This is a genomic window from Spirosoma areae, from assembly GCF_054781775.1.
In genome coordinates, this window is the sequence record NZ_BAAGTT010000024.1 from 405,896 (window position 1) to 424,741 (window position 18,846).

The 18,846-nt window shown below is 52.5% G+C and carries 13 protein-coding genes; 5 read left to right on the forward strand and 8 right to left on the reverse strand.

What is annotated here, in order from left to right; genetic code table 11:
* The 5 genes from ACYVI1_RS12060 to ACYVI1_RS12080 all read left to right on the forward strand — a co-directional run bounded on the left by ACYVI1_RS12060 (position 1) and on the right by ACYVI1_RS12080 (position 6,335).
* A complete protein-coding gene (locus ACYVI1_RS12060) occupies positions 1-378 on the forward strand; it encodes a GtrA family protein (protein ID WP_460910307.1) in 378 nt (125 codons plus the stop codon).
* Complete coding sequence (locus tag ACYVI1_RS12065; RefSeq protein WP_460910309.1) at positions 375-2,942, forward strand: DUF5686 and carboxypeptidase-like regulatory domain-containing protein; 2,568 nt, start codon at positions 375-377, stop codon at positions 2,940-2,942. The genes ACYVI1_RS12060 and ACYVI1_RS12065 overlap by 4 nt, the downstream gene beginning before the upstream one ends.
* Positions 2,943-2,959: 17 nt before the next feature.
* The gene (locus tag ACYVI1_RS12070; protein ID WP_460910311.1) at positions 2,960-4,249 is read left to right on the forward strand and encodes a DUF4833 domain-containing protein; all 1,290 of its coding nucleotides are present in this window, start codon (positions 2,960-2,962) and stop codon (positions 4,247-4,249) included.
* Positions 4,250-4,349: 100 nt separating this feature from the next.
* Positions 4,350-5,285, forward strand: a complete 936-nt coding sequence (locus ACYVI1_RS12075) for a phosphatase PAP2 family protein (RefSeq protein ID WP_460910313.1) — start codon at positions 4,350-4,352, stop codon at positions 5,283-5,285.
* A 198-nt stretch (positions 5,286-5,483) separates the two neighbouring features.
* Positions 5,484-6,335 (forward strand): SMP-30/gluconolactonase/LRE family protein, encoded by an 852-nt coding sequence (locus ACYVI1_RS12080; protein ID WP_460910315.1) that lies wholly within the window; start codon positions 5,484-5,486, stop codon positions 6,333-6,335.
* A 227-nt stretch (positions 6,336-6,562) separates the two neighbouring features.
* On the opposite strand, the gene ACYVI1_RS12085 is transcribed toward ACYVI1_RS12080, so the two are convergent.
* From ACYVI1_RS12085 to nagA, 8 genes are all read right to left on the reverse strand, one after another.
* Positions 6,563-8,221 (reverse strand): FAD-dependent oxidoreductase, encoded by a 1,659-nt coding sequence (locus tag ACYVI1_RS12085; protein ID WP_460910317.1) that lies wholly within the window; start codon positions 8,219-8,221, stop codon positions 6,563-6,565.
* 128 nt (positions 8,222-8,349) lie between these two features.
* Positions 8,350-9,777, reverse strand: a complete 1,428-nt coding sequence (locus ACYVI1_RS12090; protein ID WP_460910319.1) for a RagB/SusD family nutrient uptake outer membrane protein — start codon at positions 9,775-9,777, stop codon at positions 8,350-8,352.
* A 26-nt stretch (positions 9,778-9,803) separates the two neighbouring features.
* Positions 9,804-13,328 carry a SusC/RagA family TonB-linked outer membrane protein gene (locus ACYVI1_RS12095; protein ID WP_460910321.1) on the reverse strand — a complete coding sequence of 1,175 codons (3,525 nt, stop codon included), beginning with the start codon at positions 13,326-13,328 and terminating at the stop codon, positions 9,804-9,806.
* 8 nt (positions 13,329-13,336) lie between these two features.
* Complete coding sequence (locus ACYVI1_RS12100) at positions 13,337-14,395, reverse strand: FecR family protein (RefSeq protein ID WP_460910323.1); 1,059 nt, start codon at positions 14,393-14,395, stop codon at positions 13,337-13,339.
* Between the two features lie 59 nt (positions 14,396-14,454).
* Positions 14,455-15,132, reverse strand: a complete 678-nt coding sequence (locus ACYVI1_RS12105; protein ID WP_460910325.1) for an RNA polymerase sigma-70 factor — start codon at positions 15,130-15,132, stop codon at positions 14,455-14,457.
* Positions 15,133-15,325: 193 nt separating this feature from the next.
* Complete coding sequence (locus tag ACYVI1_RS12110) at positions 15,326-16,642, reverse strand: sugar MFS transporter (protein ID WP_460910327.1); 1,317 nt, start codon at positions 16,640-16,642, stop codon at positions 15,326-15,328.
* A 144-nt stretch (positions 16,643-16,786) separates the two neighbouring features.
* Positions 16,787-17,545 (reverse strand): glucosamine-6-phosphate deaminase, encoded by a 759-nt coding sequence (locus tag ACYVI1_RS12115; protein WP_460910329.1) that lies wholly within the window; start codon positions 17,543-17,545, stop codon positions 16,787-16,789.
* 90 nt (positions 17,546-17,635) lie between these two features.
* Complete coding sequence (gene nagA, locus ACYVI1_RS12120; RefSeq protein ID WP_460910331.1) at positions 17,636-18,835, reverse strand: N-acetylglucosamine-6-phosphate deacetylase; 1,200 nt, start codon at positions 18,833-18,835, stop codon at positions 17,636-17,638.
* Positions 18,836-18,846 lie beyond the last annotated feature (11 nt).

Sequence of the window (18,846 nt, forward strand, 5' to 3'; positions counted from 1 at the left end):
ATGCACCCATTCGTCAAAGTTCAGGCTACTTCATTACTGGCATCAGCCGTTGACTTTCTGATAACCATTGTTGGTGTCAGTCTGTGGCATAGCTGGTATTTGTCGGCCAGTTTGACCGGGGCAGTTTGCGGAGGGCTGGTTAATTTCGTTATCGCCAGAGCGTGGACCTTCACGGCCAGCAATCAACCCGTTGGCCTACAGTTCTGGCGGTTTGTTTTAGTCTGGCTGGGAAACACCGGGCTTAATGCCAGCGGGCTTTTTGTGGCTACTCAGGTGCTGGGCGTCCAGTACCTGCTGGCCAAATTAATCATATCTATTTTGGTGGGCGTGAGCTACAATTACTTTTTTCAAAAAGACTTTGTCTTTAGTTTGTCATGAACCAGTTTCTACATCACGCAGCTATCCGAACAGCACTGCTTTTTAGCGGATTGTTTTTTTTAGGTTGTCGATTAACCCTCGCGCAAACCACCACCGTTACCGGAACCATTATCGACGGGGCTACTAAACAGCCCTTACAATTCGCCAACATTGTTTTCGTTGGCACGACCATTGGGACAACGGCGAACGAACGAGGGGCATATACGTTAACGGCAACCGGAAGTTTCAAAAAAGTTGCTGTTTCGTTTATTGGCTATAAAACAAGTATCAGACCCATTCTGCCTGAGGCTACCCAGGAGCTGCGAATCAGCCTGGAAGCAGATTCACAGCTCCTGAATGAAGTGGTGATTCGCTCGGGCAAACGGGAGCGCTACCGCAATAAAAACAATCCGGCAGTCGAACTGATTCGGAACGTCATCAGCCACAAAGATCAAAATCAGATCGGAAGCTACGCCTACGCGGCTTATGAGGAATATGACAAACTGCAGTTTTCGCTGAGCAGTTTATCGACTAAAGTAGCCGAGCGTAAAATCTTTCAGAAATACCGGTTTCTGCTCGATAATCGGGATACAACGACGTTGCCCGGAAAATCACTCTTACCCGTGTATCTGGAGGAAAAGATAGCCGAACACTATTACCGGAAAAGTCCTCAGAAGGAAAAAATTATTCTTAAAGGAAACAAACGGGTCGATTTTGGTCAGTATTTCGACACCAACGGGCTGAGTCTGTATTTAAACCGGATGTATTCAAAAGTCGATATTTATCAGAATTCGATCTTTTTGATGACTAACCAGTTTCTAAGCCCTATTGCTGGCAGTGCGCCCACCTTTTATCAATATTTCCTGGCTGATACCATCACGGTGGGCAACACCAGACTGGTTGGCCTGAACTTCGTGCCGCGCAACACAACCGACATGCTGTTTGAAGGCAAGATGTATGTGACGCTGGACAGTAATTATGCCGTGCAGAAGATTAACCTGTCGGTGAACCCAAAAATCAACCTGAACTGGGTGCGCGATATGCAGATTCGTCTGCAATTTGAGCAGAACACCGATGGCCGGTATTTCCTGAGCAAAAGTGACCTGCTGGCCGACTTTGGCATTACTAAAGGCAAAGGGGGTGGCCTCTTCGGTCAGCGAACCCTGTCGTACCGGAACTACAAAACGGACGATGCCCGGCCGAATGATTTTTATGAAGGAAAGGCGGAAATAGCGCAGGCTGATGCGGCCAACAGGCCCGACCAGTTCTGGCAAATTAACCGCCACGATACCCTCTCGGCCGCTGAATCGAAGGTGTATACCAATATTGATAGTTTAAAACGAATGCCCTCGTTTCGGCGTACAATGGAAGCCTTTACGTTCGTGTTCGCCGGCTACAAGTCGTTTGGTCCGTTTGAGGTAGGCCCGGCCAATACGTTCTACAGCTTTAACCCGATCGAAGGCTTTCGGTTGCGGCTGGGTGGACGCACAACGCCGGAGCTAAGCAAGCGTTACTACGCCGAAACGTATGCGGCTTATGGCTTTAAAGACGACCGGTGGAAGTATTTCCTGAGCGGAACGTACTCCATTAATGACAAATCCATCTACCAGTTTCCGCAAAACTACGTGCGGGCCAGTTTCCAGCGCGACACAAAGATTCCGGGTCAGGAACTTCAGTTTGTGCAGGAAGACAACTTCTTACTTTCCTTTAAGCGGGGCGTCAACGACAAGTGGTTGTATAACGATACGTGGCGAATTGACTACGTTCATGAATTTGAAAACCACTTTTCCTACAGTCTGGGCTTTAAAAACTGGCAGCAGTCGCCCGCCGGGACGTTGCAGTTTAAGCGGATTGGCGACAACGAAAACACACCGACCCCAACGCTGACCACCTCCGAGTTTTCAGTGGAAACCCGCTGGGCACCCAATGAGCAGTTCTTTCAGGGCAAGATTTACCGGGTACCGATTGCGGGTCGTTATCCAGTCTATACGCTGCGCTTTACCGCTGGCATCAAGGGGCTGCTCAACGGGGGGTATACTTACCAGAACCTGATGGGTACTATCAGCAAGCGGTTTTTAGTGTCTCAATTAGGGTACTCAAACGTGACGTTGCAGGGCGGCTACATTTTTGGGCAGGCGCCGTTTCCTCTATTAACCATTCACCGGGCCAACCAAACCTATGCCTATCAGTTGAATTCGTATAATCTCATGAACTTCCTGGAATTTGTCAGTGATCATTATGCCAGCCTCAGCATTGATCATTCGTTTAACGGGTTTTTCTTTAACAAAATCCCCTTGCTCAAAAAGCTAAAATGGCGGGAAGCCGTTTCTGTCAAAGCGCTCTATGGTGGTTTGCGTAGTGAGAATGATCCCCGTCAGAATCCTGCTCTATACCAGTTTCCGGTCGATGCGCTGGGCATTCCCTATACATACACATTAACCAAAACCCCTTACATCGAAGCCAGTGTAGGCGTAGCCAACGTGCTGAAGTTCTTCAGGATTGACTTAGTCAAACGGCTTAATTATTTAGATCATCCCAATGTATCGCAATGGGGTATCCGCACCCGCGCCACGTTTGATTTTTAATTTTTACGCCTACACGTATGCAACAGGCCTTACCACTTCGCACAAAAATTCAACTGGGGATTTATAGCCTTATCAATCCCTTCGTCCGGTTGTTGATCCGGCTGGGGCTAACGCCGAACATGGTTACTACCATCGGATTAGCCCTGAATATAGGGGTCGCTTTAATTTTCATCATCGGGGCTCAGCAAGGCAACCGGGGCGATTTAAGCTATGTTGGCTGGGCGGGCGCGCTGGTGCTGTTTGCGGGTCTGTTCGATATGCTGGATGGCCAGGTAGCCCGGCTGGGCAAAATGAGTTCGCTCTATGGGGCGCTCTTCGATTCGGTTCTGGACCGTTATAGCGAACTGATTATGTTTCTGGGTATTTGTTATTACCTGATTGCCCATCACTATTTTTTCGGTTCGCTGTTTGCCTTTATTGCGCTAATCGGCTCGATGATGGTTAGCTACACCCGGGCGCGGGCCGAAGGGTTAGGCATAGAGTCCAAAGGGGGGCTTATGCAACGGCCCGAACGGGTCATTACAATTGGCATATCGGCGCTGGCGTGCGGTTGTTTTGCCCCCCTGCTCGGCCCCGGTTTTAAAGTGTATGTGCCAGGGATTCCCATGCACGTCTTTGAGACGATGTCGATTTTTACCCTGCCGCTGACGATTATGGCCTTTATGACGAATGTAACGGCGTATAACCGGTTGATGGATGCCAAAAAAGCCCTTGCCCAAAAAGAAAAGCCTCTTTCTCCGCCCAGGGTGCTGATGTTGGCGTTTCTGCTGCTGTCCAGCCTGTTGATCCAATCGGGCGAAGCAAAGACGATGCCCGCTGGTTTCCGGCAGGATAAGGTCAAGCTACTTTTTCCGGTGCCTAAAAACATTCCAAACCAGTTGTTTTATCTCCAGCGGGACCCCAATCCCAACACCATTATCTGTACGCTGAATCTGAAAAATGGGCAATTGGACAAACAGGAGCCGGTGCATGTTTTCTGGATCCGCTACACCGAACAAAGCCAGCCTAAGGAGCTTTCCTATATTCAGCGCACATTTGCCTATGGCATCAAAGCGCGGGCGCTGTCGAATGAGGAATTCGAATTACACTTTGTCTCATACAAGAAATTTTTACTCCGTCTGGTCAAATCGGAGCGGGAGACCGGCTATCATGTCTATGCGAATGTGAATCAGAAAAAAGTGATTCTGAGACGTCTTTATATTCATATCGAGGGGGGTACGATGTGGAAGCCTAATGTAAAATACATCCAGGTAGAAGGCATCAACGCATCTACCGGTGAGAGTACGGTTGAACGTCTTATGGTCTGAATTAGGGCCTGAATAGTATTTCTTCGTCAGCCTGAAGTTCCTTCAGTGAATTTCAGGCCGCTTCTAAACTAAACCGCAGATCAGTAGAGTCAGCCACAACATGATTCCAGATTCACCGCTTGCCCCACCCGCCCTTCCTAAACAGGCCCTGTTACTCAGTGTTCTCTCACTGGGTTATCTGCTGCTGTCCGTTATACTGGTTGGGTTTAAGCCGGATCAATTGTTTCTGGTTGGGTTAGTCAACGGATTGTACTTTGCCTCAACCCAAACCCGTAAGTTCGTTACGGGGTTCTCGATATTCCTGTTGTACTGGATCGTTTTCGATTACATGAAAGCATTTCCAAATTATCAGTATGCGTCCGTACACATTGAGTCGTTGTATTTGCTGGAAAAAAAGCTGTTTGGTATCCCTTATGACCAAACGATGCTGACCCCCAATGAATACTGGCTCATCCATCGAACAACGCTGCTGGATATAGCAACCGGTTTGTTCTATTTAACCTGGATTCCTATACCGCTGCTGTTTGCTGCCTATCTTTTTTTCAAAAACCGACCGGCATTTTATCCGTTTGCGCTGACGTTTGTGCTGGTTAATTTCCTGGGTTTCCTGGGGTACTATTTCTATCCAGCGGCTCCACCCTGGTATATACAGATGCATGGGTTTGCCTTTGAGCCGCACACGCCGGGGAATACGGCGGGCTTAGCCAATTTCGACCGGCTGGCTGGTGTGCCCATTTTTGCCTCTATTTATGCGAAAAGCTCAAATGTTTTTGCGGCCATGCCCTCGCTCCACTCGTCCTATCCGGTACTTGTTCTCTATTACGGCGTAAAAAACCGATTGGGGCTGGTCAATTTGTTTTTTGCCATCGTGATGGCTGGCATTTGGTTTTCGGCCGTCTATACCAGCCATCATTATGTGCTGGACGTTACGGGGGGGGTGTTCTGTGCCGTGGCCGGCATTACCCTCTTCCATCAGTTACGCAAAACAAGCTGGCTTACCGCCTTTATGAACTGGCTGGTAACGCTAACAGCCTGATCGTAGCTGTCAATAGTAAGACAAACATTCATGAATGAGTCCTGCCCGGAAAAGCAGGGTAAGCAGGAAGTGTTCACCTGATGTACTTCTGGCCGGCCATAGGAGGGAATAATTAACAGAAATTCTATACATTAGCCAGGTGTTATAAGCAAGGTGTCATTTTTGGCTTTTCATAGAGTCCTCTAAATCTGTTAATCCATGAAAAAATCACTCCTCACTCTACTCAGTAGTTTAGTAGCCTTCAGCCTGACTACCGTCCTTCAGGCCCAGACAATCGCGTTAAAACCCGTATGGGAAACCGATACGACGTTACGCACCCCCGAATGTGTTTTGGTGGACCCAGTCAAAAATGTCCTCTATGTTGCCTGTATCAATGGAAATCCCTCCCTGGAGAACAAAGCCAGTTACCTGGCTAAAGTGGGTATGGATGGAAAAGTGATCCAGCTAAAATTTACCGAAAACCTCAATTCCACCAAAGGCATGGGTATTCTGGGCGACAAATTATACGTTACCGAGATGACGCAGGTTGCGGAAATAGCGCTGGCTACGGGCAAGATACTCAACCGCTATCCGATTGAAGGGGCCAAGTTTCTCAATGACATTGCCATTGACAGCCAGCGGGGCGTCGTGTACATCACTGATTCGGGCGACAGTAAAGTGTGGGCTCTAACCCAGGGGAAAGCCAGTATGATTCTGGCAGGTGATCCGCTCAAGGGACCTAATGGTCTTTTAGTTGAAAAGAATCAACTACTGATTGGCAACGGCGATGGCTCACTGCTGAGTATGGATACCGCAACGAGAAAACTTAGCACGGTAGCGAAGGGCATGGGCGGTATTGATGGCATTGTGGCATTGGGCAATAAAACATATGTAGTTACCGAGTGGGGCGGCAAGATTTGGCATGTCCATGCAGACGGCACTACTGAACTAAAGCTGGACACGTCCAGCCAGAAAATCAACTCAGCCGACATTGGGTATAATCCCGGCACCCAGATGCTGTTTGTACCTACTTTTTTCCACAATACCGTAAAGGCCTACTCCCTCAAATAAGTCGTATTTTCGGGTTTTCAGGATGAACACGAGCAGCAAAAACCCAGCGCCGAATGATTACTACGGGGTAATCTATCAGGGCGGTCTGATTGTCCCTATTGTAGGAATTGTGCTGGCAGTCGCCCTTTGGTGGTTCCTAAAGAAACGCAGGTAAACAACAAAAGTCAGCCGCTTTTATGGACACTGGAGCCTAATGACTATGGTTAGGGAAAAGGGGCAGGGAAAAATCAGTTTGTCAGCCGCTGCTTATCGTTCAGCAGCACGGCCTGCAGCTTGGCATAAGGCAACCGTTGAGGACTTACTTTATTGTCAATGGACAGGACGGCCGCAGTGGCCGCCGACTGACCCAGAATCATAAACACCGGCTCCATCCGAATCGACCCAAAGGCAATGTGTGTGCTCGACACGCACACGGGTACCAGCAGGTTATTGCATTCCGTCTCCTTCGGCAAAATAGAACCGTATGCAATGGAGTATGGTTTGTCGGGGTGAACGCCAATGTCGCCCTCATTCTGCACGAAGCCATCGGCTTTCACGTACCGCTGCGCCTGGTGGGCATCGAGTGTATAGGAACCCATACCAATGGGATAGGGAACGCTGGTTTTGCCGAGGGCGTCGTCTTCTTTCATCACAAACTCGCCAATCATTCGCCGGGCTTCCCGAATGTAAAGCTGGTGCGGCCAGCCGCCATTATCCTTAAATTCATCTTTGGGCAGGCCCCACTGCTTCATTTTCGCCTGTATGTCGGCTGGCACGCGCGAATCATTTTGCAGAAAATACATCAGGCCCTTCTGATACAGTTCATGATCCCGGATAATCTGGCGTCGACGTTCGTAGGTGGCTTCGGGGTAGTCGTAGTTTTTGCCGATGTAGTCGGTGCTGAACGGGCCGTGATTGTTGGTGTCGGTTTTTCGATTTGGAATCGGGTCAAACTTGTCAAAACTTTCGCGCCAGCCAGCGGCAAACACGCGGGCCAGTAGTTCGTACCGGGCTGGGTTATATCCCTCGGGTTTAGAAAACGGAATCCGGTTGTCGGGGTGGCTACTCAGGCACATTCGGAAACAGTACGCCTGAATTTTAGTGTCACCCTCGCCAAACGTACCCGGTGGCTGATCCGACACTTCGGGTAGCAGGCCGCTTTTCGCATCGTTCGCAATGGTAAACGGACTGACGTTCATCATAAAGTGATGGCGGTGATGAAAGACATCGGTTTGTACGCCATTGTGCGCTTCTCCATACACACGGTTAGCTTCGCGCCCAACGTGATAGCGAACACCCGCAGCCGCCATCAAATCGCCCTCATAGGTTGCGTCGATAAACATTTTGCCTTCGTAGACTGTGCCGCTCAGCGTCCGAAACGATTGCAGGGTTCCGCCCTTTTTCTGGACTCCTTTTGCCGAACGGTCGAGCCACTCATCGCGGTAGAGGGTGATGTTGTTCTCCCGGACAAACTCTTCAAAAATTTGCTCGGCGGCATGGGGTTCAAAAATCCACATCGTGCGCGAAGTACCGTCGATGGCGGGCGTCCCCTGGCCTTTATTGCCATAGTCTTCCCGCTTCTGCCAGGCCCATGACGCGTCTTTCCGGTAATGCTGATACAGCCGCTGGTAAAACTCGCGCGACAGTCCGCCAATGACTTCTTTATTGCCCGTGTCGGTAAAGCCCAACCCACCCGCCGACAAGCCGCCGAGGTGTTTGTCGGGCGAGACGATAATGACCGACTTGCCCATTTTTTTTACCTGTACGGCGGCTGTGATGGCCCCCGATGTCCCGCCGTACACAATCACGTCGGCCCGGCGCACGGCAGCTTTATGGCCAGTAGGTGGCGTTGTGTAGGCTGTTGAAAAAAGAGCAGCGAACGTGAACAGGCAGCTAAAAATCTTCATAAGATACGTTCAGGTAAAGGATGTACAGAATTTCCACGGCAACGGCGGCCGCATTACAAGTTACATGTCATAATTCCGGGGGCTGGATCAGCTAAAGACCCTGCTTCTACAGAATTACCTGTGCTGGTTCAATAGCCTGGATTTTGGTCCAGCGAGGGGTTCACATCGCGCTCGGTTTGCGGAATGGGAAACAAATAATGGCGTTCCTGTACCGTAATGGTTGGATTCTGTACGTTCATGGCGCTGATGAGCCGTTTTGTACGTGCCAGATCGTACCAGCGATGACCCTCAAAGGCCAGTTCGAGCCGCCGTTCGAGCAGGAGGGCGTCGCGCAGCTGTTCCTGTGTCAGACCCGCCAGGTCGGTCAGTCCCGCCCGCTTTCGCAGTCGGTTAACAGCCGTGTAGGCTTCGGCGTTTCCAGCTCCCTGCTCATTGAGGGCTTCGGCATACATGAGCAGCACATCGGCGTAGCGAATGATGGGGTAATTATTGGCGCCATCGTTATTGCCCGTAGCGGTAGGATCCAGGTATTTATTGACATAGCCGGGAAACACCACGCTGGCAGGAGCCGCCGGTGTGGTAGTTGCCGAGTACAATTTAATCGTCACTTCGCGCCGTTTGTCGGTTGGGCTGTAGGCTCTGTACAGGTTATCCGTCACCGGGTCGTCGCCGAAGCCCGCCACGCCATTAACGCGGTCGAAGTTGGGGCGCATGTATCCCTGCATCAGACTGCCTTCGCCAACGCCCCCACCCAGCGCCTGCATTTCGAAGACGGCTTCTTTGCCATTTTTATTGGCCAGCAGAAACGCTTCGCCGAACGTGGCCCAGAGGTCATACACGCCCAGATCCATCACTTCTTTTGCCTTCGCCGATGCCTTCGCCCACTCTTGCCGGGTTAGGTAAACCTTCGCCAGAAACGCTTTGGCCGCTCCCTTCGTAGCCCGACCCCGGTCGATGCCGGTGTATGAAATGGGTAGCACAGTTTCGGCCTCCGTAAAATCCTGAATCACCTGTTTATAGACCTCCCCGACCGACGCCCTCGGTACGTTCAGGTTTTCTAACGACGTGGTTTCAGCCAGTTGCAGCGGTACGCCCCCGAACAACCGGACGAGCGTGAAGTAATAGAACCCACGCAGAAACGTAGCCTCGGCAATATAGCGGGCTTTCAGGGCCTCGTCCATAGAAATGGCGGGTACCCTGGCAATGACCGTATTGGCCCGGTTAATGGCCTGATAAACTGTTGTCCACAGAGACTGGAACGTGCTGGTAGCGGGCGTAAATGTGTATTTATCGAGGTCGTTTTTAGGCTGATTGGCCGTTGATCGACCATTGCCCCACTCGGCATCGTCGGTAGCCTGATCCTGAATAATCCACATAATCTGCCCATACATATTGGCCGAGTTCAGTGGATCATACACGGTGCTGAGCGCAGCTTTGGCATCATCGGTGTTTCGGTAAAAGTTGATGGGCGTAAAACTGGCTTCAGGGGTTTGTTCCAGTACCTCACACGCGGTCAGGCTACCAAGCAACAGGAGTGTAGTTAGGGTCTTCTTCATGGCGTTATTGGGAACAGGCATCAGTATTAAAATCCAGCGTTCAGGCCGAACAGGATCGTTTTGGCCGCCGGGTAACTGGCATAATCGAAGCCCTGGCTGCGGCTATCCTGCCCAAACCGGTTCACTTCGGGGTCGTAGCCCGAATAGTTAGTGATGGTCAGGTAGTTCTGGGCAGCGGCATACACGCGCAGGGACTGAATTTTCAGCGTCCGCAGAGCCGACTGGGGCAGGCTGTAGGCCAGTTGGATGTTCTTCAGCCGAAGGTACGAACCGCTTTCAATCTGCCGGGTCGATATGCGGTTAGCCGGGCGTGTTGTCGATGCGCGCGGAATGTCGCTGTTGGTGTTGGTTGGGGTCCAGCGGTTCAGAATGTCGCGGGTCTGGTTGGTTGTGGCGTTCAGGTATTCCAGCTCGAAGCGGTTGGCGTTCAGAATGTCGTTGCCATAAACTCCCTGAAAAAACGCGGTCAGTTCCAACCCTTTATACGAAAATGTATTGTTCAGTCCACCCACGAGTTTAGGCTGTGCCCGGCCAATAATCGCCCGGTCGTTATCATCGATCTTTTTATCCCCATTCAGGTCGGCATACCGACGGTCGCCGGGTTTGCGGGCCTGCGGGTCGGCCACCGCCACCAATTCATCGGCGGTCTGGTACAGGCCATTGGTGACGTATCCGTAGAACGACCCCAGCGGCTCGCCAATGCGGATGATACCCGACGTGAGGTTTTGCCCGATATTGGCCACCTGCCCGGCAAAAATCTGCGGGGCACCACCAATGTCCAGCACGTTATTGCGGTTGGCGGCCAGGTTTAGATCGGTTGTCCAGTTAAAGGCTTTGCCCGAACGCGACCCCGGCACATTGCGCGACGAAAGGCTCAACTCAATACCCCGGTTCTCAACGCGTCCAAGGTTTTTGATGGCGCTCGAATAGCCCGATGTACTCGGAATAGTCACGTTCAGCAGTAAATCTTTCGTCCGTTTCAGATACACATCGGCCGTGATGGTGATTCGGTTGTTGAACAACCCGAGGTCGACCCCCAAATCGGCCTGTGTCGTTGTTTCCCACGACAGGTCAGGGTTGGCAATCTGGGCGGGGCCAATACCCGTCGAAACGACATTGCCGAAGACGTAGTTCTGCGTGCCGAGCAGCGAGTAAGCCGGGTAGTTGCCGATGCCGTCCTGGTTGCCCGTCGACCCGTAGGTAGCCCGAAGTTTTAGGTCGTTAATGACCCGTGCATTTTTCAGGAATCCTTCCTCACTTATGCGCCAGGCAAACGCTGCTGAGGGAAAATAGCCGTAGCGTTTGTTGGACCCGAAGCGCGACGAGCCATCGGTGCGAAACGAGGCCGTGAGCAGGTACTTGTCTTTGTAGCCGTAATTGACCCGCGCTAAGTAGGACTGTAAGCCCCAGGCGCCAACGCCTGATGAGGGACTAAGCGGCACCGAAGCCGACCCGAGGTTGCTCGATCCTAAGTTATCGTTGACGAAGTTGCGGGCTTCGGCCCGGACAGTCTCGTTGCGATTGGCCTGCTGGGTGAAACCAATCAGCGCGCCAATGGTGTGTATTGTGCCAAAGGTGCGGTTGTAGGTCAGTAAATTCTCGTTCAGCCAGGTAAGCGACTGCCCGTTGAAAACGGATGCCGCTCCACCCTGGGCCAGTCCGCTCGACACGCTGCGGGGTAAGTAGCTATCCTGTTTTTGCAGCACGGCATCAACACCGAGCAAAACGCGCAGATTCAGCCCGTCGCTGATCTGATAGTCGCCGAATACGTTGCCGAAGGCGCGGAAGGCAGTGTTGCGGTTCTTGCTTTCGCGGGCCAGTGCCGCCGGATTGTCGGCCGTAAAGGGCAGTGCCGGGCTGGTTAGCAAATACGTTCCATCGGGGTTATAAATGGGAACGATAGGCGGAAATTGCAGGGCCGCAATCGTTACCAGACCTGCACTACCCAGATCGCCGTCGGTACGCGACTGATTCGTGACGGTACGGTTGACGGTACGGTTGACGGTCAGGCTGTTCCCAATTTTTATACGATTGGTTAGTTTACGGTCTAAATTGATGCGAAAAGAATAGCGGTCAAAGTCGGAATTCGTGACGATACCGCCCTGCCGGAAGTAGCCGCCCCCAATGGCATACTGCGTTCGCTCGTCGCCCCCACTCAGGGAAAGCTGGTAGTTCTGGATGGGTGCCTGCCGGAAAATTTCGTTCTGCCAGTCGACGCCTTCGCCAAAGGCGTCGACCTGCGCCTGGGTGTACACTGCGGCCCGGCCTTCGTTGGTGTTGGCATCGTTGACAAACTGCGCGTATTCGCGGCCATTCAGGACAGGGTATTTGCGCCGGACATCCTGAATGCCATAATAAGCGTCAAAATTGATGGTGGACTTGCCAGCCTTGCCGCGTTTGGTGGTAATGATAACTACACCGTTGGCTCCGCGTGATCCATAAATGGCTGTGGAACTGGCATCCTTCAGGATCGAGATTGACTCAATATCGCCCGGATTGAGGGTACTCAGCACGTTGAAACTCGATCCGCTGCCCGCCCCATCGTTCTTAAATGGAATGCCGTCGATGACGTACAGCGGCTCATTATCGCCCTGAATGGAGTTGCCGCCCCGGATGCGGATGGTGGTAGCTCCTCCCGGCGCACCGGAGTTTTGGGTGATTTGTACGCCGGCAGCCCGGCCCTGCAACTGCTGGTCGAGCGACGTAACGGCTACTTTACGGATTTCTTCGATGGGCACTGTCGATACCGAACCTGTCAGGTCGCTTTTCTTTACCTGCCCGTACCCTACCACAACCACTTCGTTCAGGGTTTTGTCGTCGGGCAGCAGGGTGATATTTAGTGTACTGCGTTTGCCTACGGCGATCTCCTGCGACAGATATCCGACGAAGCTAAACACCAGCAGGGCTTCGGGGCCCGGCACAGCAAGTCGGTAGCTGCCGTTTTGATCGGTTGTTGTGCCGCGCTGGGTTCCTTTCACCACCACGCTTACACCGGGCAGCCCTTCACCGGTTTCACTCGTAACGCGCCCGGTCACGGTTTCATCGACCGACGCCTGCGGTTGTGCCAGCAACGTTGGCTGTAGCGATGCAACGGAGAGGGCTGTCGCATTAGTGAGAAGCCCACTATCGGAATCGTTCATGGTTTGATCGGGCGACACGTCCGCACTGGTTGTCAGCTTTCGGTCGGCCCGCTGGCCCGTGATCAGGTAGGTTCCGTTTTTGGCTTTGCGGTAGCGCAACCCCGTTTGTTTCAACACGGCCCGAAGATTCTGCTCCAGCGTGGCCGTTGGATTCAGCGCATCGCCCGGCACGGTCAGGCCCTGCACAAGCTGGTCGCCGTACAGAATATCGACACCATAGCGCTCTTTCAGTTCGGCGAGCACGTCGCTGAGCTGACGGGCCAGTCCAGGCCGGGTTGAGGGAAAGACTGTTAACGTGGCAGGGGTTCGGGTAGGTTGCGCGATGGTATCGGCCAACAGCCCGGCGGGTGGTCCAAGAAAGATCAGACTAACCAGCCCAATCGCTGGCAATCGGCGTAGTTTTCGTTGCATCGTGTACACTATTGAAGAGGGTTTTGCGTCAGGCGTAGTTTATTGTCTTTTCGGTCGATGGTAATGTTCAGCACCTCGGCAATGATCCGCAGGAGTTCGTCGGCGGTCTGGGCCGAGTAGGCGCCGGAGAGCGTCATCTGACCAAGGTCGGCATCCGCGATTTCGGCAGTCAGGCCGTAGTTTTCGCCCAGCATGGCAACAATTTCGGTCAGTGGCGTTTTGTCGAATACAAAGCGGTGTTCAGTCCAGGCGGGGTTGGTGGGTGGTTGCTGCGTTTGCCGATGCTGTACCTCACCCTTCGGGTTGAGCATAACGAAATCGCCGGGTTTCATGATCACCTGTTTTGGCTGATGATCGGGCTGCTGGTAATGCACTTCCACTTTCCCCCGATTCAGCACGACTTTCGTACCGCGTGGCCGGGCGAACACCGTAAACTCAGTGCCCAGTACCACAACTTCGGGGCCGTTGCCAGTTTTAACCACAAACCGCTGATTGGTAGCCGTATGCGTGACGGAAAATAAAGCCTCGCCTGTTAGCCGAACTTCGCGGGTGGGCAGGTTCCGGTGGCCATTCAGCAGCCCGGTAACAGCAAACCAGCGGCTGTTAAAGCCGAAACGAGGAAGTTGCAAGGATGAATTGGCGTTGAGCGTAACTGTACTGCCATCAGGCAGAGTTAGCTGGCGCGTTTCGCCATAACCCGTCGTGTAGGTGCGGGTCAGCAGTGGCTCCTGAAAGATGAACAGGCCCAGCACGATTGCAACCGACGCGGCTGCTGCCCATAGCCGCCAGTTATGGCGACTGAGTTGACTGATGGACCGGGTTGGTGCGTCTGTCAGTTGGCCCGGTGCCGGCTGGTCAGCGAACAAAAAATTTTTATACTGGCGTAAGGCCGTGGGCTGATCCGCCGTGTATTGCAGGTGAGTCTGTTCCCATTCGTCGAGCCAGCCATAAAACAGCTCCTCGTGGAGTGGGTCGCGGCTCCATTCGTCAATCTGTTGCTTTTCCAGGGCTGTTACCTTTCCGGCAAAATAATCGAAAAGCCGTTGTTTGTTGATGCGTTCGTTCATGTCAGGTCGTATGTTCAGGATGACACCAGACTCCGTTCAAAACCCTTATTGTTCGTCGATCAGGATAAATAGCGCGTAATGCTCCACAGCACGAGCAAAAGCCATTTGCCTTTCAGCAAATCGCGCAGGGTGTGGCTGGCTAAGCGAATCTGTACCTCCACCGTGCGAATGGACAAGCCCAGTTCGCCAGCGATTTCAGCGTATTTTTTCCCCTCAAAGCGGTGCATGAGGTAAATGCGCCGACGCTGTACGGGCAGCGTCTGGATGGCGGCCTCCACGTCCTGATAAAGTTCTTCGTAATGCGTGATGGCATCGGGCTGCTGGGTATCGGAAACGGGCTGATACTGCGCTTCTTCCAGCCCCGCGTCGCGCCGGAGTGTCTGGCGCAGGTAGTTGTATGCCCGATGCCGGACTGTCTTATAAAGATAGGCCCGGTAGGACGTGGTAATGGTTTGAAAAAGCTGGTCGGCATAGAACTGACAGAAGATTTCGGCGACCAAATCTTCGGCTATGGCTCGTGACGAAACAAACCGCACCGCATGGCTGCACAAGGCGTTGTAGTATCGCCGAAACAGCAGCTCGCAGCCCAACCGGGCATCCTGGTCGAAGGTCCGTCGGATAAACAGTTCGTTGTCTGGCGATGACTCGGAAAACTCCTCCGGCGACGGAGCGTCCATACCCTGAAACGCTACGGGACCAGCCGCCAGCGTAACTCCTGTGATGCCTGTTTGCCGCATAGTTTATGTCATTAACTACGGTCGCCGAAGTATATACCCATCGGCGTATGTTGATAGACACGGCAGTCGCCTGAAAACCCTTAAGCTGAAGTGGCTATTTTTTACAAAAATTCTTGTTAGATTTCTATTTCGGCACTTATCCGATAAGCGACAAAGGCAATACGATTCGTCTCAACACCAGCCGAAGTCGCTTTTACCGCCAGCTTTTTATTTTGTGTCCGTACACGGCGTAAAACAGCAGGTAGAGATAGCAGGGAATAAGTATCCAGTAGGCCTGTCGCAGTGAGAAGCTGTCGGCAAAATAACCGTATACCAGAGGCATGATGGCATTGCCGCACAGACCCATAATCATCAGCGATCCGCCAGCTTTGGTAAAACGACCTAACCGGGCCAGCGCCAGCGGCCAGATACCCGCCCATACCAGCGAATTGGGCAAGCCTAAACTTACCAGAAACCAAAGGGAAATATCGGAGCGGTGGCCAAACAGGGTTAGGGTTCCGTGCGAAAAAAGAATGCCCAGACTAAGCAATAAGCCCAGCCCGGTGCAAATGCGAAGGGCGTTGACCTGCCGTATAAACCGGGGAATGGTAAGGATACCGATGAGGTAACCGCAGATGGTGGCAAAGAGGATGTAAGCGGGAAACCCTTTCGCATTCAGCAGTGAAATGCCCATCGAACCGGCGTACCCGATAACGGTGTCGATTGCGATTACCTGCGAACCAACGTGAAAAAAAATGCCAAAAGCGCCTAACACCAAATGAGGGAACTGCAGGACACTGGTTTTACCCGAATTGGCGACCGATAGTTCGTCGCTTTCCTGCTCGGTATTGATGTCAGGCAGGGGTGAAAAGCGGATAAACAACCCCAATCCAAAGAGCACCGCACTGACGCAGGCATAGGGCACAATAACCCGCTGGATTAGTTCGTCCAGCGCCACAGTCCGGTCGCCGGAAGCCATCAGGGGTAATTGTTTAAAAAGTTCGGTATCCGATGTTTTCAGAATTACGGCGGCAAACAGGAGGGGCGCAACAATACCCGCCGTTTTGTTGCAGATGCCCATGATGCTAAACCGTTGGGCCGCCCGCTCGATTGGGCCTAAAATCGTAACGTATGGATTCGACGCCGTCTGGAGAACGGCCAGTCCGGTGCCAATCGTAAAAAGCCCGGCCAGAAACAGGCTGTACGTTCGGGTAAAAGCCGCTGGCACAAACAGTAAAGCCCCCAGCGACATGATGAAAAATCCGACCATCATCCCCTGCTTAAACCCTACCTTTTTCAACAGCAGCGAAGCGGGCACCGACATGACCAGATACGAAATATAAAAAGCAAAGGCAACCAGATACGACTGAAAATGAGTTAGTTCGCAGGCTATTTTGAAATACGGAATCAGGATGGCGTTGATCCAGGTGACAAAACCAAACACAAAAAACATGATGCCGACAATCACGATGGAGCCCGTTGTGCCCCGGTTCGTGGAGACATGGCTGCCGACTGCATCAGGTGTTACCATCGTCTATACTGTTTCGTGTTTTAGTTTAGATTCAATATTGGAACGCAGATTTTTATGATTGTTAAGATTTCAGAGGTGTTTCTGACAGGTTGAAAGCACCGCTAACCCCTTTACATCATAGGAATCATAAAAATCTGCGTTCCATTAGTCTCCGTAAGCATCCCGGTCTACATATAAAGTACAATCGGGATGACGCCGGAGAATAGACGCCGGACAAGCCGTTGAAACAGGCCCGGTCAACATGGTTTTTATAGCCTGATGCTTTGTTTTGCCCGGCACCACACAAAACAGATGCCGACCAGAAAGCAATGTCGGAATGGTCAGCGTCAGGGCCTCTTCCGGTACGTCGTTTAATGCCGAAAAACAACCATCATTGACCTGCTGCTGGCGGCAAACGGCATCCAGTTTCACCCGCTTTATGACCTCTGAATCGTTGAAATCGGCGACGGGTGGGTCGTTGAAGGCCAGGTGCCCATTTTCGCCAACGCCCAGACAAACGATGTCAATGCGATCCTGAGTTATCAACTGTTTATAGTGTTCACAAGCGGCTATAACCCCGGCCGAATCGTCGATTAAGTAGACATGGCGGGGCGATACGTTTGCGAATAAATGGGTGGTCAGAAAATAGGCGAACCGCTGTGGGGCGTCTGGAGCCAGCCCTACGTATTCATCCATGTGAAACACGTCAATCCGCGACCAGTCGATTCCCCCGGCGGTAGCCAGAAAAGACAGCATCTCGTTTTGGGAAGGGGCCGCTGCAAACACGATTCGGAGGCTTTCTTTTTCCTGCAACAAATCCCTTATTTTAGCTGCAATGTCCTGCCCGGCAGCAACACCCATTTCCTGTCGGGTAGCAAACACGCGCACCTGTAGTTCGTCAATCTGCTCAATTTCTGACTTCATTGTATCATTCGTTCTGGTTCAGGTTGGGTATTAGCTGGCAAAGGGGTCTCCCGCAGATTTCCACAGATGTAAAGCAGATTATCGCAGAAATCACCTGGCGCTGGCGGGTTGTCTTTTTGAATAGACAACTTTTCCGTTGACAATAGTGGTATCGACGGTTATGGTCTCGTTGAAAATCACCAGGTCAGCATCTTTACCCGGCGCCAGTAGTCCTTTCCGGGCCTCAACACCCATAATTCGGGCAGGCGTCGTGCTGGCCATTCGGACGGCATCCAGCAGCGATACATCGGCCAACTGCACCATGTTACGCACGAGTTGATTCGTCGTTGCCACACTTCCCGCGAAGGCTGTTCGATCCGGCAGTTTCGCGACGCCATCTTCGACAAGAACGGGCAGGCCATTTTTCAGCGACCCCAGTGTGCTCATGCCTTCGGGCATCCCGGCGGCCCGCATGGCATCCGTAATCAGCGCTGTCCGGTCGGGGCCTTTGATCTTATAAACCAGCTTGAGCAACGGCGGTGGCAGGTGGATACCATCGGCGATGATTTCGACATCCATATCCAGAAGAAAGGCGCTTTCGATGACCCCGGCATAGCGGTAGGCGTTTCGGCGGGTTACGCCCGACATACATGAATACAGATGAGTCGCGAGCGAATAGCCATTTTCATAGGCCAGGAGAACCTCTTCATAAACGGCATCGGTATGGGCTACGGCAGCCAGAATCCCTTTTTGGCGTAGTCGGCGACCAAACGGAATCGCACCCTCCAGTTCCGGCGCGGCACTCCACCGAACAATGGATGACGAATAGGCGAGTATTTCTTCATACTCCTCTGGGTCTGGATTACGAATATAGCGCGGGTCCTGCGCCCCCCGCTGACTCAGGGCAAAATAAGGGCCTTCCAGGTGGATACCCAGAAAAGCAGCACCCCGGCTATTTTTCAGTTTTGCCCGTTCATATACATCCAGCGTTTGCAGCAGGTCTGCTTTTTCGGCCGTTAGGGTAGTAGGCACCAGCGACGTGGTGCCATATTGGGCGTGCAGTTCGGCAATGGCCAGGAACGCTTCTTCCGTTCCATCCATAAAATCATGCCCCCCGCCCCCATGCACATGAATGTCAATAAAGCCGGGAGCAACATACCGACCGCCAGCATCCAGTTCGGTGGCACCCGGAACATCGACATCGCGCTCATGAACCCCCACAATAACGCCATCCTGAATGACCACCGTGCCACCCCGAATGCAGCGGTAGGGGGTCAGGAGCGTCCCGTTGATTATCTTCAGAATGTCCATTTACGCAGCCG

What these genes read in the sequence shown, in the direction of transcription:
- ACYVI1_RS12060 (WP_460910307.1), top strand. Translation starts at nt 1, where the DNA reads ATGCACCCATTCGTCAAAGTTCAGGCTACTTCATTACTGGCATCAGCC.
- ACYVI1_RS12095 (WP_460910321.1), bottom strand. Translation starts at nt 13,328, where the DNA reads ATGCAACGAAAACTACGCCGATTGCCAGCGATTGGGCTGGTTAGTCTG.
- ACYVI1_RS12080 (WP_460910315.1), top strand. Translation starts at nt 5,484, where the DNA reads ATGAAAAAATCACTCCTCACTCTACTCAGTAGTTTAGTAGCCTTCAGC.
- ACYVI1_RS12085 (WP_460910317.1), bottom strand. Translation starts at nt 8,221, where the DNA reads ATGAAGATTTTTAGCTGCCTGTTCACGTTCGCTGCTCTTTTTTCAACA.
- ACYVI1_RS12105 (WP_460910325.1), bottom strand. Translation starts at nt 15,132, where the DNA reads ATGCGGCAAACAGGCATCACAGGAGTTACGCTGGCGGCTGGTCCCGTA.
- ACYVI1_RS12110 (WP_460910327.1), bottom strand. Translation starts at nt 16,642, where the DNA reads ATGGTAACACCTGATGCAGTCGGCAGCCATGTCTCCACGAACCGGGGC.
- ACYVI1_RS12070 (WP_460910311.1), top strand. Translation starts at nt 2,960, where the DNA reads ATGCAACAGGCCTTACCACTTCGCACAAAAATTCAACTGGGGATTTAT.
- ACYVI1_RS12075 (WP_460910313.1), top strand. Translation starts at nt 4,350, where the DNA reads ATGATTCCAGATTCACCGCTTGCCCCACCCGCCCTTCCTAAACAGGCC.
- ACYVI1_RS12090 (WP_460910319.1), bottom strand. Translation starts at nt 9,777, where the DNA reads ATGAAGAAGACCCTAACTACACTCCTGTTGCTTGGTAGCCTGACCGCG.
- nagA (WP_460910331.1), bottom strand. Translation starts at nt 18,835, where the DNA reads ATGGACATTCTGAAGATAATCAACGGGACGCTCCTGACCCCCTACCGC.
- ACYVI1_RS12100 (WP_460910323.1), bottom strand. Translation starts at nt 14,395, where the DNA reads ATGAACGAACGCATCAACAAACAACGGCTTTTCGATTATTTTGCCGGA.
- ACYVI1_RS12115 (WP_460910329.1), bottom strand. Translation starts at nt 17,545, where the DNA reads ATGAAGTCAGAAATTGAGCAGATTGACGAACTACAGGTGCGCGTGTTT.
- ACYVI1_RS12065 (WP_460910309.1), top strand. Translation starts at nt 375, where the DNA reads ATGAACCAGTTTCTACATCACGCAGCTATCCGAACAGCACTGCTTTTT.